The following is a 24,021-nucleotide window of genomic DNA, read 5'->3' on the forward strand; positions in this document are numbered from 1 at the left end:
AGATAATACCATGCCCTTAATTAAAATGCATTAATCATTTTTTTCAAATATAAAGGATTTATGAAAAAAAAAGGTCGCAGACCCATCACCAAGGTCAAAAATCCAGAACCGAAAATTGATGACCCAGATTGGATCATCTGGGCAGCTTGGGCAGACCGGATCACTTTTGAAGAAATTGAACAAAAGACTGGAAAGACAGAATCTGAGGTAATCAAGATTATGCGAAGATCTGTTAAACCTGCTTCATTCAGGTTATGGAGAAAAAGAGTAAATCAAAAGAGTATAAAACATAGAAAAAAATTTGAATATTCTAGAAAAGAAATTACTAGTAAAATTAAAAAGAATGATTATTTATAAGCAATGAAATCAGTTACTATTTATACAGGACCTCTTTGTAATTTTTGTGATGCTGCAAAAAGATTATTAACTAGAAACAATATTGAATATAAAGAAATCAACATTGCATCAGTAGATGGTGCAATGGATGAAATGATTACTAAAGCTAGTGGAAAAAGAACTATACCTCAAATATTCTTTGATGATCAGCACATTGGTGGTTACGATGAAGTAAGAGCCCTAGAAAAAGAAGATAAATTACAAGATCTTTTAAAATAAAACGAAATAAATAACTAAAAAAACTAAAGTATATTCAAAAAAACTTTTAAAAGATGTTATTTGTTTTTCATTAAATCTTTGATTGATATATTTTTTTAATAAATAAAAACCAACATTCACTAACAAAACACCAATTATAATACCAATAACTGTAGATTTAACTGTAAAATTTTTATAACCAAAGTAACAAGCTGCAATTAAGCTAAGCCAAGAAATTTTTGTAATAAATATTTTAAATATTATTCCAGCCTTCTTACTAAACACTGATTGTGTTTTTATTATTGAATAAGACCAAATAATACCGATTAAAAAAGTAGTATACTTAATAATCATTTTACGTTTTTGGCTTAAAGACTAAACAAACACCATTATTACAGTATCTTTTTCCAGTAGGGTTTGGTCCGTCTTCAAAGATATGACCATGATGTCCACCACATTTTTTGCAATGATACTCAACTCTTTCATACCCTAATAAAGTATCTGTTTTAGTTTCGAAAGCATCAGGTAGTGACTGATAAAATGAAGGCCAACCTGAGCCACTTTCATATTTAGCAGTTGAATCAAATAATTTTTCATCACAGTTAGCACAGTGATAACTACCTTCTCTTTTTTCATAGTTTAATTCACTAGTACCTGGAGACTCAGTTCCATCTTCAAATAAAACTAATTTTTGTTCTGCAGAAAGAATCTTATTTATTTTTTTAATCATGATGATAGATAATTGTTTTAATTTTTAAATAAATAATAAAACTTTATATAATGTTTTCAAAAAATTTCTACAAGAGAATAAATTATCAAATACACAAAAAGGCTCCATTTACAATTTTTTTTCATTTTTTTTTAGATAGACTTAAACATCCGCTCGTTAAAAATAAAAAAAAAAAATTAAAAAAAAAACATCAAAATTTTCTCCAATCAAAAAAAACTACTACAGATTATTTTTCTATAAATGCTTACTACTGGGACCTAATAATTAAGCGTAATTTTAAAGATTTTTCTTATTTAGAAATAGGTTCTTGGGAAGGAAATAGTGCTTTATATATCCTAAATAATTTTATAACAAAAAGGGTTGTGTGTGTTGATATATGGGACTTATACAAAGACATCTATAAAGAAGAACATTTTGAAAGATTTTTAAACTTTAAGTATAATTTAGATCAATTTAATAAAAGATTTTCTTTTTTTAAAAGTACCTCTGATAAATTTTTTGATAATAATAGTGAAAAATTTGATATAATTTATATTGATGGCGCACATGAGGCCTGTCAGGTTTATAAAGATATAAGCAATGCATGGAAAATCTTAAACAATAAGGGAATAATTATTTGTGATGATTATTTTTATGGAGATATTAGTTGTAATCTAGATAATAATTTACCAGCTTATTCAATAAATAAATTCCTATCACAAAATAAAAAAAAATAAAAATTATTTGTGTTAATAATAACCAAATTTTTTTTAAAAAAATATTTGATTAATTATTCAATTGTTCTAATTGGGCTCTCATTCACACAAGCTTCTAAGTTCTCAATCATTTGCATGTAAAACTTACTGTAATTCTCAGCTGTTACATAGCCTACGTGTGGCATTAACAATGCATTAGGTAAAAATCTTAATTTATTATTTTCAGGTAAAGGTTCTTTTGCATAAACATCAAGTCCAGCACCCGCAATAACATTGGTTGATAATGCAATAATTAAATCGTCTTCATTTATAATTGAGCCTCGTGACGTATTAATTAAAAAAGCAGTTTTTTTCATCATATCTAGCTCTTTTAATTTTATTAACTCCTTATATCTTTCACCACCTTGAACGTGGATAGATATAAAATCTGAATTCTGTAATAAATCTTCTTTACTGCAAGGTAATACGTCTAATTCTTTACAGGTATCTAAATTTAAATTTTCACTCCAAGCCATAACCTGCATGCCAAAAGCCTTACCAATTTTAGCAACCTCGGACCCCACTCTACCAAGTCCAATTAATCCTAAAATCTTTCCCTTAAGTTCAAAGCCAATAGTGGTCTGCCAATACCCTTGATACATATTATCAATTTCTTCTTTAAAATTTCTAGCAAGGCCCAAAATTAAACCCCAAGTTAACTCGGACGTTGGAGTAAAATTAATTTCTGTACCACTAACTATAATTTTTCTTTTTTTTGCAGCCACAAGATCTATTGCCTTATTTCTTGATCCACTAGTAATGATAAATTTAAGATCATTAAGATTATCTATTAAATTTTTAGTGATTGGCGTTCTTTCTCTCATTATTAATAAAGCCTCAAAATCAGAAAGTTGTTCAATAGCATCAGCTTCATCAATAAATGGTTCACTAAAAATTTTAAACTCATATTTTCCTGAAAGTTTTTTTAAATCTACAAACTCATGTGATACATTTTGGTAATCATCTAATATTGCAACTTTAAGCATTTTTAATTTCCTTATTTGATAAAAATAAACCTATTATAATTAAAATAGCTCCAATCAAATGAAAAAATTGAAATTTTTCATCAAAGATTATTATAGCCATCATAGTACTAAACAATGGAATTAAGGATAATGAAATACCTGCTCTATTGGCACCTATAATTGATACCGCTCCAGCCCAACAATAATAAGATCCAATGCTAGGAAAAAGTGCAAGAAAAGCTAGAGTATAAATCAAGTTAACATCAAATTGAATCACTTTTCCATTTGAAAATTCGTATAAAAATTGTGGTAATACAGTAATCAATCCAAATGTACAAATGACATGCACTAACGCTAACAATGGTAAGTTAAATTTTTTTCTTTTTAAAAGAGTTGAATAAACTCCCCAAGCAAGAACACCTCCAATCATTATTAGGTCACCTTTATTAAAATTTAATGAAAGTATAATGTCTAGTTTAAGTTTGGTTATAATCACTATGATCCCACAAATAGAAACTATCAAACCTAGGATCTGAAATTTGTTAGTTTTTTCAACATTAAATAAAAAACAAAGTAAAATTATAATAGCGGGTATCGCAGCATTAAAGAGAGAAGCATTTATTACTTGTGTGTGCATTAGAGATAAATATGTAAATGAATTAAATAAACCAACGCTTGTAAAGCCTAAAAAAAACAACAATGGTAAATTTTTAAAAATGACTTCTTTGTATTCAATTATATCTTTATAAGTAAATGGTAATAAAATTATCCAAACTAAAGACCATCTATAAAAAACTAAAGATAAAGGTGGGATTTCTGTTAAAAAAGCAAATTTTCCAACTATAAAATTGCAAGCCCAAAATAAAGTTGCACATACCAGCATTGTATATGCTTTAGTGTTTTGCATTAATTAACCAAATCTTTTTGAGCTATAAGGTTCTAGATTTAGATTTGTATTTTCTTCAGCTATCATTCCAGAGATAATCTTTCCAGATATTGGACCCAAAGTCCATCCTAAATGATGATGACCAAAGCTATAAAAAATATTTTTATGATTTTTTGATGGACCTATTACTGGTAAAAAATCTGGTAAACTAGGTCTAAATCCCATCCATTCATCTTCATGCTCAGGTAAATCACCCAACATATATTTTGCATTATTAATTAAATTTTTAACTCTTCCTTTAGAAGGTGGGTTCTCAAGACCCCCGAACTCAACTGTTCCAACAACTCTAAGTCCTTGTTCCATTGGCGTAATACCAAAACCTCTATTAGAAAAAATTACCGGTCTATTTAAAAGATGATCACAACCTTTAAAATGAACATGATATCCTCTTTCTGTATCAAGTGGTATTTTTTCATCCAAATTATCTGTTAATCTTTTTGAAAAAGCACCACAAGCAATTACTAACTTGTCAAAAATAAATCTTTGAGTTTCAGTTTTTATAGCTGGTTTATCTTCATCAAAATTAATGTCTTGGACATTCATTTTTAAAAACTTTCCACCTTTTTTCAAAAAAAGATCAAAAAGTTTTAAAAGAATTCTTTTTGGATTTCTTGCGTGTCTTCCATACTGATAATAAACACCGCCATGATAAAAAGGTTTTATATTTGGTTCAAGATCGTGAATTTCTTTAGGGGTTACAACTTGTTGATCAACACCTAATTCATTTCTAACTCTAATCTCAAGCTCTCTACTCTTTAAATTTTGATCATTCCAAATATATAGAATACCTTTTTTTTCAACTAAACCCTCTAAATCTATTTCATCAAATAATTCATCATAAGCTGGTAAAGCTAAATCCAAAATTTGATGCATATTCTTTGCTGTATGCATCATTCTATTTGTGCTGCAGTTTCTAACAAATTGTAAAAACCATGGAATCATTTTGGGAACATAATTCCATTTAAGAGCAAGTGGACCTGTTGAGCTTAAAAGCATAGCTGGCACATCAGCTAAAACATCAGGCCTATTCATTAATACACAAGCATATGGAGAAAAATGACCTGCATTTCCATATGAAGCAACAGGACTACCTGGTTCCTCTTTATCAAAAATTGTTACATCGAAACCTTTTTTTTGTAAAAATAATCCATTTGAAATTCCTTGTATTCCAGCGCCTATAATTCCAATTTTTAATTTTCTATTCACAATCTCTATATAATTTCTCAATGAATTTTTTTCCAGCGGCAAATTGGTATGAATGGTTTAAAATTAAGCTATTAACTGTTTATGATTTATTTTTGCACTCATAACAATTGCAAATCCAATCATTGTGGCCAACATTGATGAGCCTCCATATGACATAATTGGCAGAGGTGAACCAACAATAGGTAATAAACCTAAAACCATTGACATATTTACTGAAATATAAAAAAATATAGATGAAGCATAACCATAACAAAAAATTTTTGCAAAATAACTTCTTGAAATTGAACCTATCTTTATAATTCTATAAATGATTATAATATAGATTAGTAGCAATCCTAATGATCCTAAAAAACCATACTCTTCTGCAAATAATGTAAAAATAAAGTCAGTATGTTTTTCGGGTAAAAATTCTAAATAGTTTTGTGTTCCCTTTAAAAAACCTTTTCCAGATAATCCACCAGAACCAACTGCTATTTTGGATTGAATTATTTGATATCCTGCACCCAAAGGATCCCTATCTGGATTTAAAAAAGTAAGAATTCTTAATTTTTGATATGGTTTTAAAAGTGAGATGGCAAAAGGCATCGAAATTAATAAAGTTAAAAATGAGTATATAAAATATTTGATGTTTAGACCTGAAAGCCACATCACAACTAGACCACTTAATCCAATAAGTATTGAGGTACCTAAATCTGGCTGCGATATTACAAGTATAATAGGAAGAACAAGAATTATTAATGAAAAAAATATATGCTTAAAAGTATTAACTTCTCGAAGTTGGACTCGATGATAATATTTTGCAAGACAGGCTATTATTGCAATTTTCATCAGTTCAGAAGGTTGTAGATTAATAAAATATAAATCAATCCATCTCTGAGAGCCTGAAACTTTAATCCCATAAATAGAGGCCCATATTAAAAGAAATAAAATTACCACATAAAAGAGATAAGAAAAGTAATGCCAAATATTTATATTAAATAATGATAAAAAAATCATCATAGAAAAGAAAATCAAAAATTTTGCAATATGACTTTTAGTGTGAAATAAAATCTCTCCACCATCTGTTGAATACATAGATAATGAGCTAATTAAACCTAATAATAAAATACAAAATAATAAAATATAATCAAAATTTCTTAATTTTTGAAACAAAGTTGAATGCGAACTTAGTGAGTTGATTTGCATCTATGTATTTATTATTTTTTGAGTTTGAGCTTGTTCTCTGAGATTATGTCTATCAATAATTAGCTTAAATAATTCTTTTGCAAGTGGAGCTGCTACTGAACTTCCAGATCCACCATGTTCAATAACTATACTCAAAGCATACCTTGGATTTTTAAAAGGTCCAAAGGCTATAAATAATGCATGGTCTCGATTTTTATAATCTATATCTTTTGTTGCTAAATCTAGTTCTCTCTCAGCTTCAGTAATTCTTTTAACTTGTGATGTGCCTGTTTTTCCTGCAAACTGATATTTTGGATCTTCTATTCTAGAAGAATAAGATGTTCCTCTAATTTCATTTGTTGATGCAAACATCGAGTTTCTAATTAATTCTATATTTTCTTTTTTATCAAAAAGTTTGGTATATTGATCATTTCCAAATGACTCTAAAAAATCCTGTCCTTCATTCATTAGTTCTTTAATCTCAGCAGCAGTTTTGTCTTTTTCATTAATAGTTATTTTGGGATAAATTTTAAATCCGCCATTAGCTAATTGTGCGGTCATTAAACATAATTGAAGTGGAGTAGTTTGAATATAACCTTGGCCTATTCCGGTTATTAATGTTTCACCTAAAACCCACCCTTTTCCCAAATTATTTTTTTTCCATTTTGTATCGGGAACCAATCCTTTTTTTTCATTATTAAATGTTTTGTCTAAAACTTTATCTCCTAGACCAAATTTAATTGAAGTTTCTCTTAAACGATCAACTCCAAGTTTTCTTGCTATTTCATAAAAATAAGTGTCACAGGATTGCTTCATGGCTTCTTTTAAATTTACAACTCCATGACCTTTCTCTTTCCAGCAGTGGTATGTTTGCCCATACATTTCAGTTTTTCCTGTACAGTTAACCTTAAAATTTTTTGTTATTATATTGTTTTCTAGTGCAGAAAGAGCAACCATTGGTTTAAATGTTGAACCAGGTGAATACAATCCTGATAAACTTTTATTAACTAAAGGCTTTAATGGGTTGTTTCTAATTAATTGCCAATCATCTTGGCTAATACCAAAAATGAATAGATTTGGGTCAAATGAAGGAGAAGACTGCATTGCTATAATATCTCCAGTATAAATGTCCATTACATTTATTGATCCAGCCATTCCTCTTAAAAGTTCGGCACTTTTTTTTTGAATCTCTGTGTCTAATGTAAGTTTAATAGTATTGCCTTTTAAACCATCAATTTGATCAACTTGATTAATTCTTTTACCATAAGCATTAACTTCGTATCTCTGGATACCGTTAGTACCAATTAATTGATTCTCAAACGATTTTTCTAAACCAGTTTTTCCAACCTTAAGACCTGGCACAAGATTGTCTTTGATAGACTGATTGTTTAAAATATCATTTTCACTAGCTTCACTTACATAGCCCAATACGTGTGTATAGCTTTCATCATACGGGTAGTTACGTGATACAGAAATGACAGGTTTTGCACCCACTAAATCATAAAGATAATGATTAACTTTAGAAAATTGTTCCCAAGTTAAATTTTTTGAAACAATCAATGTCTCCCAAGGCTTTTGTTGGTTTTTTTGTTTTATAATTTTTTCAAATTGACTGTTAGTAAGATTTAAAATTTCTTTTAGTCTTACTATTAGATATCTAAAATCTTCTACTTGCTCAGGTATTACGTGTAACTCATAAACCCTGTTATTTCCTGCAATTACATTATCAAAATAATCAAGAAATTCTCCTCTAATTGGTGGCAACCTCCATTCTCGCAGTCTATTTTTATCTGACAGCGTAGAATATTTTTTGTTATCTTTGATTTGTAATGAAAATAATCTTACTATAATTCCTGTGAAAATAATAAATTTTGCTGTTCCAATAATAAACATTCGTCTATTAATGGTATGAATTTTTTTTACACTAAAGTCATCACCTAGCACTGTGTCTACTCTCTATAAAATTAAACAAAAATGGAAAAATTAAATAAAGTAAAGAAGTGAAAATGATATTTGATATTTGATCAATATAACTTGTCTCATAATTAAGAAATATATTTAAGATTATAAAGGACAATGAATTTATAACTAAAAGAGTAATAACAAATGATATCCAATCTTTTAATAAACTTACACTTAATGTTATAGCTCTTAAATAGGCCGCAACACCACAAAGTAATAAATACATCAAGCTACTCATACCAATTGGCGTGCCATTAATCACATCATTAAATAAACCTGCAATAAATATTAAGGTATATCCTAAGCTAGCACTTCTTTTTAAACTAAAGTAAAAAATTAAAATGTATGAAAAATTAAATGAAAAATATTTCAAGTTTAAATAATTAAAATCAAAATTATTTAATATAGATACAAAAAGTAAAATTATTGGAATGTGGTTTAATAATATTTTTATAATATTTGTTTTATATAACGTCGACATTAATTTTCCGCTTTTTTATATGATAAAATTTTTACAAATTTCAATTGACTAAAATCAGAATAGAAATTTATTTTTTGATCTTCATTTTCAAAACTATTTATATCTATTTTACCGATAGATATTCCGGATCTAAACAAACCTCCAGCCCCTGAGGTATAAACAATCATGTCTCCATCAATTCTAGTTTGGTTTTGATTATACTCAATAATACCAAAATTTTTTCCCGAGCCTGACATTATCGCAAGGTGCCCCATGGGCTCAAGAATTATAGGAATTTTGCTATTTAAATCTGATAACAGTAATACTCTTGAAGAGGCAAAATTGACCTCAACCACTTTACCTACTAAATATTTTTTATCTAATGCAACAGAGCCTAATTTAATACCATGTTTACTGCCTTTGTTGATTATAACTGATTTAAAAAAAGGACTATTTTTATCACTAAGAACTTTTGCAAATGTACTTTTATCTTCAACTAAAAAATCATCTACTATTTCTTTTAATCGTTTATTTTCTAAAGCTAGAAAATCATTTGATAGTTCTTTTGCTCTCAACTCTTTTAGCTCAAGCTCATTTTTTTTATTAATTTCATATACATCTAAATGTGATTGAATTTTATAGTAGCTTTCTTTTATAAATTTTTCAGGTACTGACACAATAAATGTTGATCTATAAGCAATTTCCTTAATTGCTATTTTAATATAATTAATAGGTTTAAAATTAATTTCTCCTAGAATTAAAAATATTATAGAAAAAATTATAAGTGTTAGTATAGAAAATTTTTGCTGTGTTTCTTTTTTTAAAAATGCAGATCTAATTGCTATTACAAAATCGTCTCTGCTTGTTTCCATTTCTTTTAATATTCAGAAAGCATAGTAGAAAAGGTCTCCTCTTGCTCTAAAGCTTTTCCAGTACCAATTGCAACACATGCTAATGGATCATCTGCTATAAAAACTGGTAAACCAGTTTCTTTGGAAAATCTTTTATCAATATTTTTCAATAAAGCTCCACCACCAGTCAATGTTAACCCCATATCTACTAAGTCAGCTGATAATTCTGGAGGTGTGTTTTCAAGTGCACCCTTTATTCCATCAACCATATCTTTTAAAATATCATTTAAAGCTTCTGCTGTGTCTTCTTCAGTAATATTTACTTCTTTAGGAGTTCCTGACCTTAAATCTCTACCTTTAACAGCATATACATTTGAATTTGAAGGTATGGCTGTTCCAATTTCTTTTTTTATTTTCTCAGCTGTACTATCTCCAATCATAAGATTATATTCTTTTCGCATATAATTTACTAATGCAGCATCCATTGCATCTCCAGCAACTCTTAATGATTTAGAATATACCAATCCTCCTAAAGACATTACGGCTATTTCAGTAGTACCACCCCCTATGTCAACTACCATTGATCCTGTTGCTTCTGAAATTGGAAGTCCCGCACCAATTGCTGCTGCAATTGGTTCTTCAATTAATTGAACCCTTCTAGCACCAGCAGCTAAAGCACTATCTTGAATAGCTTTTCTTTCAACTGGTGTTGAGCCTGTTGGTACACAAATTAAAATTCTTGGATTTGCAAAAGTTTTATTTTTATGAACTTTTTTAATAAAATGTTTAATCATTTCTTCTGTAACTATAAAATCTGCAATAACCCCATCTCTTAAAGGTCTAATTGCACTTATATTACCAGGTGTTCTTCCAAGCATTGTTTTTGCTTCATCCCCCACTGCAAGTACAGTTTTCTTTCCACTATTATCTGCGATAGCAACAACAGATGGTTCATTTAAAACTACACCTTGTCCTTTTAGAACTACAAGTGTATTGGCCGTTCCAAGGTCAATTGCCATATCCTGACTCCATACACTGCTTATATTACTAAACCAATTAGCCATTTTAAATACCTTTCAATTGTTGGGATTCATACTCCATAGGAGCAACTTTTTTTCTTTTAATAATCATTTTATTTAATGCACTTAAATAAGCATTTGCTGATGCAACTAATGTATCTGTATCAGCAGCTTGTCCAACTGCAGTCTTTCCTTCTTCTTCAATTCTAACACTTACTGTAGCTTGTGCATCAGTTCCTTCAGTAACAGCATGAACTTGATACAATAACAATTTTACATCATGAGGATATAATACTTTGATGCATTTAAATATAGCATCTACAGGTCCATCTCCTGTTTCTGATGTTTTTTTAACTTCTCCATAAACATCTAGTGTCATTTCAGCTTTTTGTGGCTCACCTGTTCCAGCAAAAACTTTCAATGATTTTAAATTAATCATATATTTATCTAAAACCAAACTATCATCAACCAAAGCTGCGATATCATCATCATAAATATGTTTTTTCTTATCAGCTAAAATCTTAAATTTTCCAAAAGCTGTTTGAATTACATCATCAGTTACTTCTCTATAACCAAGATCATTTAATTTTTCTTTAAATGCATGTCGTCCTGAATGTTTTCCCATAACAAGAGATGTTTTTTTAACTCCTACACTTTCAGGAGTCATAATTTCATATGTTTCTCTATTTTTAAGCATTCCATCTTGGTGAATGCCCGCTTCGTGTGCAAAAGCATTTTTTCCAACAATTGCTTTATTAAACTGAACAGGAAAGGTTGCATTTGAAACAACTTTAGAAGCTTTACTTAACAATTCAGTTTTAATTCCAGTTGAATAAGGCATTAGATCATTTCTTGTTCTTATTGCCATTACAATTTCTTCAAGTGCTGCATTACCCGCTCTTTCACCAATACCATTTATAGTACACTCTACTTGTCTTGCTCCTGCTGCAACCCCTGCAAGTGAATTTGCAACTGCTAACCCAAGATCATTATGACAATGAACAGATAATATTGCCTTATCAATATTTGGAACTTTATTTTTTAATGTTGTAATTATTTTTGTAAATTCAGCTGGAATTGTATAACCAACAGTATCTGGAATATTTATTGTTTTCGCTCCACTGCTAATTGCAAGCTCAACTGACTTGCACATATAATCCATATCTGTTCTTGTGCCATCCTCGCATGACCATTCAACATCATCGGTCAAATTTCTTGCGTGAGTTACACTTTCTTTAATTGCTTCCAGAACTTGTTCTGGTGATTTATTTAACTTGTGCTTCATGTGTAATGGACTTGTTGAAATAAATGTATGTATTCTAAATCTAGGCGCTGCTTTTAAAGCTTCATGACATACATCTATATCTTTTTTACTTGCTCTTGAGAGCCCACAAGGTATGGAATTTTTTAGAATCTTACTTATTGCAGTTACCGCTTCAAAATCACCTGGAGATGCAATTGGAAATCCAGCTTCGATTATATCTATACCTAATTCATCAAAAATTCTTGCAATTTGAATTTTTTCCTCAAGACTCATTGATGCACCTGGTGATTGCTCACCATCACGCATTGTAGTATCAAATATAAAAATTTTATCTTTGTCGCTCATAGCTAATATTTAGAAAACTTATAATACAATCTATATTAGAGATTGCAAAATATTTGTTATATTTATGCTATGTTTCTTGGTCGATTTGGGTTTTTATTAAAAACTAACCTTTATCACTATCTATTAATTTTTTCTTACCAATCCAAGGCATCATAGCTCTTAGTTCAGCACCAACCTTTTCAATTGGATGATCTGCAAGATCTTTTCTCATTTTTAAAAAGTTCTTTTGACCTCCTTCACATTCTTTCATCCAATCTCTTGTAAATTTACCAGATTGAATATCAGCAAGAACTTCTTTCATTCTCTTTTTGCTTTCACTGTCTACCACTTTTTTGCCTGATACATATTCGCCATACTCAGCAGTATTTGAGATTGAATAATTCATATTTGCTATTCCACCCTCATAAATTAGATCAACAATTAATTTGACTTCATGTAAGCATTCAAAATATGCCATTTCAGGTTCGTAGCCAGCTTCAGTTAAAGTTTCAAAACCATTTTTTATAAGCTCAACTAATCCTCCACAAAGAACTGACTGTTCTCCAAATAAATCCGTTTCACACTCATCTTTAAATGTTGTTTCAATAATTCCAGATTTTCCACCACCAATTGCTGATGCATATGACAAAGCGAGATCTCTTGCTTTACCTGTTCCGTTTTGATGAACTGCAAATAAACATGGAACTCCTCCGCCTCTTTCAAACTCACTTCTAACTAAATGGCCAGGTCCTTTAGGGGCAACCATAAATACATCTAAATCTTTTCTAGCATCAATAAGTTTGTAATGAATATTTAATCCATGAGCAAAAGCTAGACTTGTGCCCTCTTTAATTCTTTGTTCAATATGATTTTTATAAATTGAAGCCTGTAATTCATCTGGAGTTAATATCATTGCAACTTCTGCCCATTCGGCAGCATCAGATAAATTCATTACTCTTAAACCTTTAGACTCAGCTTTTGCTTTGCTCACCGATCCATCTCTAAGAGCAACAACTACTTCTTTTGCTCCACTATCTTTCAAATTTAAAGCATGTGCGTGTCCTTGACTTCCATAACCAAAAATTGCAATTTTTTTGCTCTTAATTAGATTAACATCTGCATCTTTTTCATAAAACATTTTCATTTCTTTTCTCCTTTTGCTAATTAATTTAAGATTTCTGCACCTCTCGTCATTGCAACCGCCCCAGTTCTTGAAGCGCTAACAAGACCAAGTGGTTTTAAATTTTTTATCATACTATCTATTTCTCTTCTTAATGCCGTAATTTGAATTACTACAGATTTTTTTGTCTGATCTAATATAACTGGATTAAAGTTTTTACAAGTGTTTAAAGCTTTCTTAATTTTAATAGGATTTGCAACAATTTTTAATAGAGCCATTTCTCTAAAAATGACATTTTTATCGTCTCTTTTAAAATTAGCAACATTATGAACTGGTACGAGTTTTTTTAATTGTAGTACAATTTGTTCAATGACTTGTGGTGTCCCTGTTGTTACAATTGTAATTCTAGATAAGTTTTTTTTATGGTCAATTTCAGCCACTGCTAAAGATTCAATATTATATCCTCTACCTGAAAATAATCCAACCACTCGAGATAAAACACTCGCTTCATTATCTACCCAGACTACAATAATATGTGTATCAATTTTTCCTGATTTAGTTGGAGTGCTATATGCTGATTTTGATTTTGTCATTTATACTAATGCTTTTCCTTTACCGGTAATCTTATTGGCATCTTGATCATTTGGACCTAGCAACATTTGATTATGAGGCTTTCCAGAAGGTATCATTGGAAAGCAATTTTCATCTTGATCTACGTGACAATCAAAAATTACTGGTCTATCAGTATTGATCATTTCTTCAATTTTTTCATCTAGTTCATTAGGTTCTTTTGCACAAATACCAACACAACCATAGGCTTCTGCTAATTTAACAAAATCTGGTAGTGCCTTTGAATAACTTTCAGAATAGTTTTTTTCATGCAGAAGTTCTTGCCATTGCCTTACCATGCCCATGTATTGATTATTTAATATAAAGACTTTAATTGGCAAATTGTACTGAACCGCTGTGGAAATTTCTTGCATGTTCATTAAAATTGAAGCCTCACCAGCAATATCTACCACCAATTTTTTAGGATGGGCAACTTGCACACCAATTGCAGCTGGCAATCCATAGCCCATGGTTCCCAAGCCACCCGAGGTCATCCATCTATTTGGTTTATTAAATTTGTAATGTTGTGCAGCCCACATTTGATGTTGGCCTACTTCTGTTGTTATAAAAGTATCTTGTTTTTTTGTTAACTCATAAAGTCTTTCTACAGCATATTGAGGCTTTATAATTTTATCACTGCCAATATAACTTAGAGATTGCTTTTTTCTCCATTTTTGAATTTGTTGCCACCAGTTTGAAATTTTTTGTTTATTTGATTTTACTAGATTTAAATTTTTCTTTTTTAACGTTTTTGTTGTTGAGCTAATTACATCCACAACATCTCCAACAATAGATAGATCAACTTTTACAATTTTGTTGATTGAAGATGGGTCTATATCTATATGGACTTTTTTTGATTTGGGAGAAAACTCATCAATCTTTCCTGTTATTCGGTCATCAAACCTAGCACCTATATTGATAAGTAAATCACAATCATGCATTGCATTATTAGCTTCATAAGTTCCATGCATTCCTAGCATTCCAAGAAATTGATTATCATCTCCTGGATAAGCACCTAATCCTTGTAGTGTTGAGGTAATTGGAAATCCAGTAAGAGATACTAATTCTCTTAAAAGTTCACTTGCTTTTGGACCTGAATTAATAACACCACCACCTGTATAAAAAATAGGTTTTTTTGCCTTACTCATTAACTCAATTAACTGATCTATATCTTTTTGCTTAAACCTATTTTTAATTTTTAAGTTAGATTTTTTTTTGGGAGGTTTAAAGTATTTTGTTTTTGCAAATTGAATATCTTTTGGAATATCTACTAATACTGGCCCTGGTCTTCCTGTTGTTGCAACCTCAAATGCTTCATGCATTATCCTTGGAAGGTCATTTATATTTTTAACTAACCAATTATGTTTTGTGCATGGTCTTGTTATTCCTGTTGTATCGCACTCTTGAAAAGCATCTGTACCAATTAAATGAGTTGGGACTTGACCTGAAATACAAACAAGAGGAACAGAGTCCATGTAGGCATCTGTTAAAGCTGTCACAACATTTGTTGCACCAGGTCCAGACGTGACTAATACAACGCCAGGCTTTCCAGTTGATCTTGCATATCCCTCAGCAGCATGACCAGCACCTTGCTCGTGTCGAACAAGAATATGTTTAATTGAAGGATGGTTTTTTAATTCATCATAAATTGGAAGCACTGCTCCACCAGGATAACCAAAGATATGCTCTACCTTTTGATCTTCTAAACATTTAAAAACAATCTCAGCACCTGAATATAATTTTGGCATTCAGGCAATCTATCGGACTTTATGTTAATTGGTCAAGTTTAAGAGATGATTTATCTAATTTTTTTACAAAGGCATCAATTTTATTTAAAGATATTTTATCCCACGAAGTCATTCTCGTTCTGGCCCAAGTTGCTTGTCTTTTAGCATATTGTCTTGTTTTAATTGATATTAGTTCTATGGCTTGCTCTAAATTAATTTTATTCTGTAGATACTGTGTCAATTCCTCAATTCCAATGACCTTATTTACAGTTTGATCCTTTTTAATTTTTAATGAAATAAATTTTTGAACTTCTCTTGTGGCTCCTTTTTTAACCATAAGTAAGACTCTTTCATTTATTCTTTTGATTAACTCCTGTCTTTCGACATTGATATACAATTTCAAAAATTCATTTTCTTTAAAAACTGGTGTGGTTTTATCTAACCATTCATACATTGAAACATTGGTAAATGATTTAATTTCAAATGCTCTTATACTTCTTTGAGAGTCATTTGGATCAAATTTAAATTTAACCTTAGGATCAATTTGTAAAAGTTTTTTATAAAATTTTTTTTGACCTTCTTTTTTGTGTATTGCTCTAATTTTATTTCTAAATTTTATTGGAATCTCAGGGATTTCTACTAAACCATTGATCAAGGATTGAAAATATAAACCAGTTCCTCCAACTAAAATTGGAATTTTTTTTCTTTTTTTAATTTCTTTAATTTTTTTAATTACCTTTTTTAACCAATCTCCTGTTGAAAATTTTTTGTCTAAATCAATTAATCCGTACAAATGATGTTTGATACCTTTTTTATCTTTTAGGTTTGGTCTTGCTGTTAATATTTTTAATTTTTTGTAAACTTGCATGCTATCTGCATTAATTATTTCTCCTTTAATTTTTTTAGCAATTTTTACTGCAAAATTTGATTTACCTGAAGCAGTTGGACCTGAGATTAAAATGATCTTGGACAGATTGTCCATTGTTAGTCTAGCTTAACACCAATATATCTTCTTTGGTTTTGATTGTTGTAAATCACAATCAAAATTGTTTTTTGATTTGATTTAAGCGCGCTCTCAACTATTTCTTCAAGATCTTTTATAGATTTAATTTTTTTCTTTTGAGCTTCAATAATGATGTCACCTACATTTAAGTAATTTATCGGGCTATTTTTACCAATATTAGTGATCACTAGACCTGTTGTTTGATTGGGTAATTTTCTTTCCTTAATATCATCATCATTTAAAGGTCGTGCTATAATCTTTAATGATTTAACTTCAGAAATTTCTGGAGTTTCGTTTTTACTTGTTTTTTTTTCAACTTTAAAATCCTCTGAAGTCTCAAGTCTTCCTAATTTAATTTTTTTTGTAATTTCTTTTTTATTTCTCCAAACTTTAACATCAACTGTTTTACCTACTTCTGTTTGAGCAACAATAATTGGTAGTTCTTTCATTTCATTTATTTTGGTATTGTTAAACTCTAAAATTATATCACCATCTTTAATTCCTGCTTTATCAGATGGGCTATTCTCAGCTACACTTGCAACTAAAGCTCCTCTTGGTTCATCTAACTTTTCTACATCAGCAATTTCTTGAGTGACCACTTGAATTCTTACTCCAAGCCATCCTCTTTTAGTTTCACCAAACTCAATTAATTGGTCTATTACTTTTTTTGCACTGTTAGAAGGTATAGAAAAACCTATGCCAATTGAACCACCTTTGCCTAAGATTGCTGTATTAATTCCAATTACATCGCCGTTCATATCAAACAAGGGGCCTCCAGAATTTCCTGAATTTATAGAAGCATCTGTTTGAATGTAATCTTCATAACGAGAAAGCCCAATGGATCTATTTCTTGCAGAAATAATTCCAGCTGTAACTGTTCCACCTAAACCAAATGGATTACCAATTGCAATTACCCAATCACCAATTCTCGCTTTATCTGAATCTCCAAATTTTACAGGTATGAACTTTTCTTTTGATTCTATTTGAAGAACAGCAATATCTGATAAGGGGTCAGCTCCAATAACTGTCGCTTTATACTCTTTGTCACCATCAACTCTTACTAAAATATCTTCTGCATCTTGTATGACATGGTTGTTAGTTACCACAATTCCACTTTTTTCAATTATAAAACCTGAGCCTAGAGCAGCTGATTTTCTTGTCTGTGGCGTTCCAAATTCTTTAAACATATCCTCAAAAGGAGAACCTGGGGGGAATTGAAATCCTGGAAATGGATTTGAATTAGTAACAACTGTTGTGGTTGTTGAAATGTTTACAACAGAAGGCATTAGTTTTTCTGCTAAATCTGCAAATGAATTCGGTACTTCTTTTGCAATTACCTGTGAAGCAAAAGTAATTGAAAAAACAATGAGTATAAATTTTTTAATCTTTTTCATTTTAATTTTTAATATACCAAATAACAACAAAACCAATAACTGCAAAAATTAATCCGCCACTTCTCAATTGTGAGTCGCTTATTAACTCAATCTTTTTTATCATATTTTTCATCTTTGATGGAAATAAGGCATACATAATACCTTCAATAAAAAGGAAGAGACCAAAAGCTATGATCAATTCTTTCATGTTTAATTATTATTGAGATTTAGGTTTTATATTTCCAAAAAATTTAAAAAATTCACTATCAGGAGATAAAATTAAAGATGTCTCTCCGCCGATTAAAGCTGTTTCATATGCCTGCATAGCTCTGTAAAATGCAAAAAATTCAGGGTCTCTTCCAAAGGCTTCTGCAAATATTCTATTTCTTTCACCATCACCTTCACCCTTCATGATCTCAGAGTTTTTATTGGCATCTGCTAAAATTATTGAAACTTCTTTATCAGCCGTTGATGTAATTGTGACTGCCATTTCCGCACCTCGTGCTCTAAATTCCTTAGCTTCTCTTTCTCTTTCAGTTTGCATTCTTCTAAAAATTGCTTCACTGTTTGCTTGTGGAAGGTCTGCTCTTTTAATTCTCACATCTACAATTTCAATTCCAAATTTTTGAGCCTCTGCATTAACCCCTACTTGAATTAAAGACATTTGTTTTGATCTATCCTTAGATAATAATGTTTGTAGTTCTTGTTGACCTAAAACATTTCTAATTCTTGAGTTAATAACTGTTGCCAATCTTGATCTTGCAACTCTTTCATTTCCAACTGAAATATAAAATTTTAATGGATCTACAATTTTAAATCTTGCAAATGCATCTACAATCAATCTTTTTTGATCTGAGGCAATAACCTCTGCTGGTGGAGTATCTAAATTTAATATTCTTTTATCTAGATAAACTATGTTTTGAATAAATGGGATCTTAAAGTTTAAACCTGGTTCTACTATAATTCTTTTTGGATCACCAAATTGCAAAACTATTGCTTGATTAACTTCTTTAACAATAAATACTGAAAAGAAAACTGCAGCTCCTAAGACTGCTATAATGGGTAATAAAATTTTTTGTACTTTCATTTAATTAGTTACCTTCTTTTTTCCTAGTTCAGGTAGTGGTAAATAAGGAACGACCCCTGATCCAGCATTTTTCTCAATAATTACTTTATCAATATCAGCTAAAACTTTTTCCATAGTTTCAAGATACATTCTCTCTTGCGTCACTTCTTTTGCTTTATCATATTCATTGAAGATTGATATAAATCTACTTGCTTCACCTTCTGATTGAGCAACTACTTTTTGTTTGTAAGCTTCTGCTGCTTGCATAATTTTTGCAGCTTCCCCTCTTGCTCTTGGGATAACGTCATTTGCATATGCTTCAGCTTCATTTTTAGATCTTTCCATATCAGCTCTTGCAGCTTGAACATCTCTGAATGCATCAATTACTTGATCTGGTGGATCAGCTTTTTGAGTTTGAACTTGTGTAATTTGAATTCCACTTTGATACTCATCTAATATTTTTTGAATAATTTCTTGTGTTTCAATTTCAATTTCAGATCTTCCTTCAGTTAGAATTGGTTGAATCTCACTTTTAGCAATTACTTCTCTCATTGCAGTCTCTGCTGCAGCTTTAACAGATCCTTCAGGATCTTGAATTTCAAATAAAAACTTTCCCGCATCTTTAATTACCCAAAAAACTGAAAAGTCTATGTTCACAATATTTTCATCACCTGTTAACATTAAACTTTCTTGAGGAACATCGGCTACTCCACCGCCTTGAGAAAAACCACTATCTCTCTCTGATCTAAACCCAATATCAATTCTGTTAACTTTTGTAACTTTTGGAGTTTCAACAGCCTCTACTGGAAAAGGAATGTGGTAGTTTAATCCTGGTTGAGTAGTTTTTATAAATTTACCAAATCTTAATACAACTCCCTGTTCATCTGGAAGCACTCTATATAATCCGCTTGCAAGCCAAACAAAAAGTAAAATAATTAAGATTAGACCAATTGGTTTTCCGCCTGATTTACTTCCACCAGGTAAAAATTTATTTATTTTATTTTGGATGTCTTTAATAATTGCATCTATGTCTGGTGGTGTTGGACCTCTACCTGAGCCGTTTCCTCCTCCAGGGGGTGTTCCCCATGGACTTCCACCTCTACCTTGAAAATCATCTGACATATAGTTAAGTATATAGTGCCTTTAATTAGAAAAACAAGTATTGATAGCCACATGACAGATAAAAAACCAGAACCAAGTGACGCAATGAAAAAAAAACTGGAGCCTAGAAAGTTCACTAAAAACCCAATTCTTGGAACAAAATTTACCATAGCAATTTCAAGTGCAAAAGGTGGAGTTGGTAAATCAACTTTTGCAACAAATCTTGCTTTAGCATTAAAACAAATTGGTTGTAAGGTTGGTTTGCTTGATGCTGACATTTATGGTCCTTCAATACCAAAAATGTTTGATATAAATGAAAAACCAAAAAGTGATGGTCAAACTTTAACTCCTATTACAAAATATGACATTCAATGTATGTCCATTGGTTTTCTAGCTGATCAACAAACTCCAATGATTTGGCGTGGACCTATGGTAACTAGTGCAATTAAAACTTTCACACAAAAAGTTGGTTGGAAAAACTTAGATTTCATCATTGTTGATATGCCTCCTGGAACTGGTGATACTCAATTAACTTTTTCTCAAGAAATTAAGATGGATGGAGCAATAATTGTTTCAACTCCTCAAGAAGTAGCACTTCTTGATGTTAAAAGAGGCATTAAGATGTTTGACAAACTTGGAGTTAAAATTTTAGGTCTGGTTGATAATATGAGTTATTTTACTGGTGATGACGGTAAAAAATATAAAATATTTGGTGAGGGTGGAGTTAAACGAACAGCTGAAGAATTTGAAAAAGAATTTTTAGGAGAAATTCCAATAAATCCTGAAGTTGGTAAATGTGGTGATGAAGGAAAACCAATTGTTGAAGCTGATCCTGAACATGAAATTTCTAAAATTTATTTAGACTTTGCTAAAAAAATAAGAGCTACTTATTTAGATAATTAATTTTTTTAATAATTAAATCATTAATCATTTTTGCACCTATAAGTGAAGGATGATATCCATCATAAAAAAAAAAGTTATTTTTATCATGAGTTGAACATAAAGGAGCAGATTCTTTTTTACAAAATGCTTTATATGAATAAACTTTATGAACTCTGGGCTTGTTTATGCTATCAAAAAATTCAATTACTTCTTTATTCTGCTTTAAAAAATCTGAATACTTATAGTTAAATACTCTGACCTTATTTTCAAATTTTTTTTTTGTAAATTTCTACCTATTTCAGGAATAGGATATAAAAGGATCACCTCATTGTTTTTTGATAATTCATCGATAAGATCAATGAAAGCTCGTTCAACAACTTGTGGGTTATGTTTTTTAGATTTTTTATCAACAAAAAGATTATCCCAATGTAAGGCTCTATCTTCTATTCTTTTGTTATAAAAATATAATGAAGTTGCACCACCTAAAATTATTATATTATTTCTAGATTTTTTTAAAATCTTATCGATTTTAATTCTTAAATTATCATAATCTATATTAATTTTTTTTGAATGTTTGTTTATTTGGTTAACATTTTTTAAATGAAAATATCCGGCACTTGTAATACTTAAAAATGAATAGTCAGATTTAGTTTTATCATAAAGATCATATGCAAGACTTCCCAAATGTGAGTCACCTAACAAAATTATTTTTTGCTCTATTGATCCAAAATTGCAAATTCTACCAAAACAAGGTTCATTATCTTGCTCTAAATAAAGAAAGGTGTGTTTCTTTTGATAGTTTTTTACTTTCAATCTATTGGTAAACCCCTCCATTGTAATAACGGTTACCGAATAAGTCGCAATAATGAAAAAAATTATTGTTAATGAAGAGATGATAATCTTTAGAGAAACTTTTTTTCTAGCTGGTTGTTCAATAAAATAATATGTAAATATTGATAAAATAAATGTCACTAATATTAATAAAAATTTTTCTAAGTTATTATTAAAAAAAATTTCTAAATGATTTGCAAATGAAAATATTGGATAATGCCAAAGATATAAAGAATAAGAGATTAAACCAATTTTAACGAATACTTTATAGGATAATATCTTTAGTATAAAGTTGTCTTCATAGCTAAACCATAAGATTAAGCTAACACCTATTGCTGGTATCAATGTGTAAAATGATGGGTGAAAAATTTTACCGTCAAAAGAAAAAAATGAATAAACAATTAACGTTAAACCTAGAATTGGGAATATTTGACAGAGAATTTTGTTTTGCCCTCTGTGACCTAGTTTAATTTCATAATATGCGAGTAATGAACCTAGAATTAATTCCCAGATTCTAGTATGTAGAAAATAAAAAGTAGCTGAAGGATAATTTTTACTACCCCAATCAGCTAATAATAAGCTGATAAAAAAACAAATTAAAAAAAAATAAAGAAGATGTTTTCTTAGAAATTTAAATACAAGCACTAGCCCAATTGGAAATAGAATATAATACTGTTCCTCAACAGATAAGGACCAGGTATGTAGAAAAGGTTTCAATAAGCCCTCAGGAGATCCGTATTCTAGACCAGAAAAATGAAAATAGAAATTCGAGGTAAATCCTAAAGAATATAAAATTGATTTTGAAAAACTTACTAGGTCAGTTGGATATAAATAAATCCAAGAGAAAGAGATTGACACCAACATTACAAATAATAAGGCTGGTAAAATTCTTTTAATTCTTTTTATATAAAAGTTTTTAAATGAAAAACTATCTTTCTCTATTAACTCTTTTAAAATTATGGAAGTTATTAAGTATCCAGAGATTATAAAAAAAATATCAACACCTAAATATCCACCTGAAAAAACTAGACTACCAAATAAATAGAAATTTGCGTGATAAATTATTACAGCTAATACAGCTATTGCTCTTAATGTATCGATTTCTGGACGATACTTAAGTTTGATCATTTTAATTCTAATCTTTAAACTACTTTATTTTTCAAATCAAAAGCAATCATAAGTTCATTCCATTCTCTTTTGGATAAGCCTGAGTTATCTGGATTAACATCCTCACCTTTAATAAGCTTTTGAATTATAATTTTTCCTTTAGCTGAAACTTCTGTGCCCCCTACTCTATAATCCATAAATGCATCATAAGTTATAGGTACCCATTTCTTAACAGTGTCCAACATAATATCTGCATAAACTCTTATTTCATATTGTGCATGACTATCCGCTCTTAGTCTTAAGAAATTCATCAAATTTAGTAAGTCTGTTTTCCAGTACCACTGGGTATAAGTATTTAAAGTTAAATTCATTCTAGCAAGTTCTCTTGCAAGTCCTTTTTTATTTTCATCGATCGTTGAGCCATCAAACCTTTCATTCAGCATCATTTCATAATTGTCATAGGTTCTTTCAGCATCATTTTTTAAAAGTTCCAAAACTTCTTTTGCTTGTTCACCTTCAATAACATCTCCTCTTCCTTGTCTGTTACTTGAAGATTGTGCTGCTAAATTTTCTTGTGATGGTAAATAAAACTCTTTATCTAAAATTGAATACCTTGCTGAATACTCATTAACATTTGCTGTTCTATGTCTAATCCATTGTCGTGCAATAAAAATTGGAAGTTTAACATGGTATTTAATTTCACACATTTCAAATGGAGTGCTATGCCAATGTCTCATCAAATATTTTATAAGGCCTGCATCTGTTGAAACTTGCTTGGTTCCTTTTCCATAGGAAACTCTAGCAGATTGAACAATTGACGTGTCATCTCCCATGTAATCAATAACTCTTACAAAGCCATGATCAAGCGCTGGCATTGCTTCATAAAGAATGTTTTCAAGTTCAGGAGCAGTAACCCTTTTTGTTTGATTTTGTTGGGCCTGTTGATCTTTGATTTCTTGCGATTGTTCTTTTGTTAATTTCAT

Annotated in this window: 26 protein-coding genes; 4 read left to right on the forward strand and 22 right to left on the reverse strand. The window is 30.1% G+C overall.

Annotated features, from left to right (window positions below; all coding sequences use genetic code 11):
• Positions 1-60 precede the first annotated feature (60 nt).
• Both AC5SLL_RS04785 and grxC read left to right on the forward strand, forming a co-directional pair.
• Complete coding sequence (locus AC5SLL_RS04785; protein WP_494586286.1) at positions 61-357, forward strand: TIGR03643 family protein; 297 nt, start codon at positions 61-63, stop codon at positions 355-357.
• Positions 358-360: 3 nt separating this feature from the next.
• The gene (gene grxC / locus AC5SLL_RS04790) at positions 361-615 is read left to right on the forward strand and encodes a glutaredoxin 3 (protein WP_494586287.1); all 255 of its coding nucleotides are present in this window, start codon (positions 361-363) and stop codon (positions 613-615) included.
• Here grxC and AC5SLL_RS04795 read toward each other — a convergent pair.
• Positions 607-948 carry a hypothetical protein gene (locus tag AC5SLL_RS04795; protein WP_494579305.1) on the reverse strand — a complete coding sequence of 114 codons (342 nt, stop codon included), beginning with the start codon at positions 946-948 and terminating at the stop codon, positions 607-609. The genes grxC and AC5SLL_RS04795 overlap by 9 nt on opposite strands.
• A gap of 1 nt (position 949) precedes the next feature.
• On the reverse strand, positions 950-1,324 hold the full coding sequence (msrB, locus tag AC5SLL_RS04800; protein WP_494586288.1) for a peptide-methionine (R)-S-oxide reductase MsrB: 375 nt from the start codon (positions 1,322-1,324) through the stop codon (positions 950-952).
• A 50-nt stretch (positions 1,325-1,374) separates the two neighbouring features.
• Here msrB and AC5SLL_RS04805 point away from each other — a divergent pair, with 50 nt between their 5' ends.
• On the forward strand, positions 1,375-2,040 hold the full coding sequence (locus AC5SLL_RS04805) for a class I SAM-dependent methyltransferase (protein ID WP_494586289.1): 666 nt from the start codon (positions 1,375-1,377) through the stop codon (positions 2,038-2,040).
• A gap of 53 nt (positions 2,041-2,093) precedes the next feature.
• On the opposite strand, the gene AC5SLL_RS04810 is transcribed toward AC5SLL_RS04805, so the two are convergent.
• From AC5SLL_RS04810 to hflK, 17 genes are all read right to left on the reverse strand, one after another.
• On the reverse strand, positions 2,094-3,044 hold the full coding sequence (locus AC5SLL_RS04810) for a D-2-hydroxyacid dehydrogenase family protein (protein ID WP_494586290.1): 951 nt from the start codon (positions 3,042-3,044) through the stop codon (positions 2,094-2,096).
• Entirely contained in the window at positions 3,037-3,930 is an 894-nt protein-coding gene (locus AC5SLL_RS04815; RefSeq protein WP_494586291.1) for a DMT family transporter, read from the reverse strand. The genes AC5SLL_RS04810 and AC5SLL_RS04815 overlap by 8 nt, the downstream gene beginning before the upstream one ends.
• Before the next feature lie 3 nt (positions 3,931-3,933).
• Complete coding sequence (locus AC5SLL_RS04820; protein ID WP_494586292.1) at positions 3,934-5,175, reverse strand: NAD(P)/FAD-dependent oxidoreductase; 1,242 nt, start codon at positions 5,173-5,175, stop codon at positions 3,934-3,936.
• 63 nt (positions 5,176-5,238) lie between these two features.
• Complete coding sequence (gene rodA / locus AC5SLL_RS04825; RefSeq protein ID WP_494586293.1) at positions 5,239-6,360, reverse strand: rod shape-determining protein RodA; 1,122 nt, start codon at positions 6,358-6,360, stop codon at positions 5,239-5,241.
• The gene (gene mrdA, locus AC5SLL_RS04830; protein ID WP_494586294.1) at positions 6,361-8,283 is read right to left on the reverse strand and encodes a penicillin-binding protein 2; all 1,923 of its coding nucleotides are present in this window, start codon (positions 8,281-8,283) and stop codon (positions 6,361-6,363) included.
• Positions 8,273-8,782, reverse strand: coding sequence for a rod shape-determining protein MreD (gene mreD / locus AC5SLL_RS04835; RefSeq protein ID WP_494586295.1), 510 nt, complete (start codon positions 8,780-8,782; stop codon positions 8,273-8,275). Before mreD ends, mrdA begins: the two co-directional genes overlap by 11 nt.
• Positions 8,782-9,633, reverse strand: a complete 852-nt coding sequence (gene mreC, locus AC5SLL_RS04840) for a rod shape-determining protein MreC (protein ID WP_494586296.1) — start codon at positions 9,631-9,633, stop codon at positions 8,782-8,784. The genes mreD and mreC overlap by 1 nt, the downstream gene beginning before the upstream one ends.
• A gap of 5 nt (positions 9,634-9,638) precedes the next feature.
• Positions 9,639-10,676, reverse strand: coding sequence for a rod shape-determining protein (locus tag AC5SLL_RS04845; protein ID WP_494586297.1), 1,038 nt, complete (start codon positions 10,674-10,676; stop codon positions 9,639-9,641).
• 1 nt (position 10,677) lies between these two features.
• Entirely contained in the window at positions 10,678-12,240 is a 1,563-nt protein-coding gene (locus tag AC5SLL_RS04850) for a 2-isopropylmalate synthase (protein ID WP_494586298.1), read from the reverse strand.
• 103 nt (positions 12,241-12,343) lie between these two features.
• The gene (gene ilvC, locus AC5SLL_RS04855; RefSeq protein WP_494586299.1) at positions 12,344-13,363 is read right to left on the reverse strand and encodes a ketol-acid reductoisomerase; all 1,020 of its coding nucleotides are present in this window, start codon (positions 13,361-13,363) and stop codon (positions 12,344-12,346) included.
• 20 nt (positions 13,364-13,383) lie between these two features.
• A complete protein-coding gene (ilvN, locus tag AC5SLL_RS04860) occupies positions 13,384-13,932 on the reverse strand; it encodes an acetolactate synthase small subunit (RefSeq protein WP_494586300.1) in 549 nt (182 codons plus the stop codon).
• Positions 13,933-15,696, reverse strand: a complete 1,764-nt coding sequence (locus AC5SLL_RS04865; protein ID WP_494586301.1) for an acetolactate synthase 3 large subunit — start codon at positions 15,694-15,696, stop codon at positions 13,933-13,935. It abuts the gene before it with no gap.
• A gap of 19 nt (positions 15,697-15,715) precedes the next feature.
• On the reverse strand, positions 15,716-16,657 hold the full coding sequence (miaA, locus tag AC5SLL_RS04870) for a tRNA (adenosine(37)-N6)-dimethylallyltransferase MiaA (protein ID WP_494586302.1): 942 nt from the start codon (positions 16,655-16,657) through the stop codon (positions 15,716-15,718).
• A 2-nt stretch (positions 16,658-16,659) separates the two neighbouring features.
• Entirely contained in the window at positions 16,660-18,072 is a 1,413-nt protein-coding gene (locus AC5SLL_RS04875) for a Do family serine endopeptidase (protein WP_494586303.1), read from the reverse strand.
• A 1-nt stretch (position 18,073) separates the two neighbouring features.
• Positions 18,074-18,259, reverse strand: coding sequence for a DUF2065 domain-containing protein (locus AC5SLL_RS04880; RefSeq protein WP_494586304.1), 186 nt, complete (start codon positions 18,257-18,259; stop codon positions 18,074-18,076).
• Positions 18,260-18,268: 9 nt separating this feature from the next.
• Positions 18,269-19,138, reverse strand: a complete 870-nt coding sequence (gene hflC / locus AC5SLL_RS04885) for a protease modulator HflC (RefSeq protein ID WP_494572836.1) — start codon at positions 19,136-19,138, stop codon at positions 18,269-18,271.
• A complete protein-coding gene (gene hflK, locus AC5SLL_RS04890; RefSeq protein WP_494586305.1) occupies positions 19,139-20,239 on the reverse strand; it encodes an FtsH protease activity modulator HflK in 1,101 nt (366 codons plus the stop codon).
• A gap of 51 nt (positions 20,240-20,290) precedes the next feature.
• Here hflK and AC5SLL_RS04895 point away from each other — a divergent pair, with 51 nt between their 5' ends.
• On the forward strand, positions 20,291-21,121 hold the full coding sequence (locus AC5SLL_RS04895) for an Mrp/NBP35 family ATP-binding protein (protein ID WP_494587071.1): 831 nt from the start codon (positions 20,291-20,293) through the stop codon (positions 21,119-21,121).
• On the opposite strand, the gene AC5SLL_RS04900 is transcribed toward AC5SLL_RS04895, so the two are convergent.
• Genes AC5SLL_RS04900 through thyX form a run of 3 tightly spaced genes read right to left on the reverse strand, consistent with a single transcriptional unit; the run spans position 21,102 to position 24,021 of the window.
• Positions 21,102-21,305: a hypothetical protein gene (locus AC5SLL_RS04900; protein ID WP_494587072.1), complete on the reverse strand. Its 204-nt coding sequence runs from the start codon at positions 21,303-21,305 to the stop codon at positions 21,102-21,104. The genes AC5SLL_RS04895 and AC5SLL_RS04900 overlap by 20 nt on opposite strands.
• A 17-nt stretch (positions 21,306-21,322) precedes the next feature.
• The gene (locus tag AC5SLL_RS04905) at positions 21,323-23,059 is read right to left on the reverse strand and encodes an acyltransferase family protein (RefSeq protein WP_494586306.1); all 1,737 of its coding nucleotides are present in this window, start codon (positions 23,057-23,059) and stop codon (positions 21,323-21,325) included.
• A gap of 14 nt (positions 23,060-23,073) precedes the next feature.
• Complete coding sequence (gene thyX, locus AC5SLL_RS04910) at positions 23,074-24,021, reverse strand: FAD-dependent thymidylate synthase (RefSeq protein WP_494586307.1); 948 nt, start codon at positions 24,019-24,021, stop codon at positions 23,074-23,076.

The organism is Candidatus Pelagibacter sp. PS_43 (assembly GCF_059417795.1).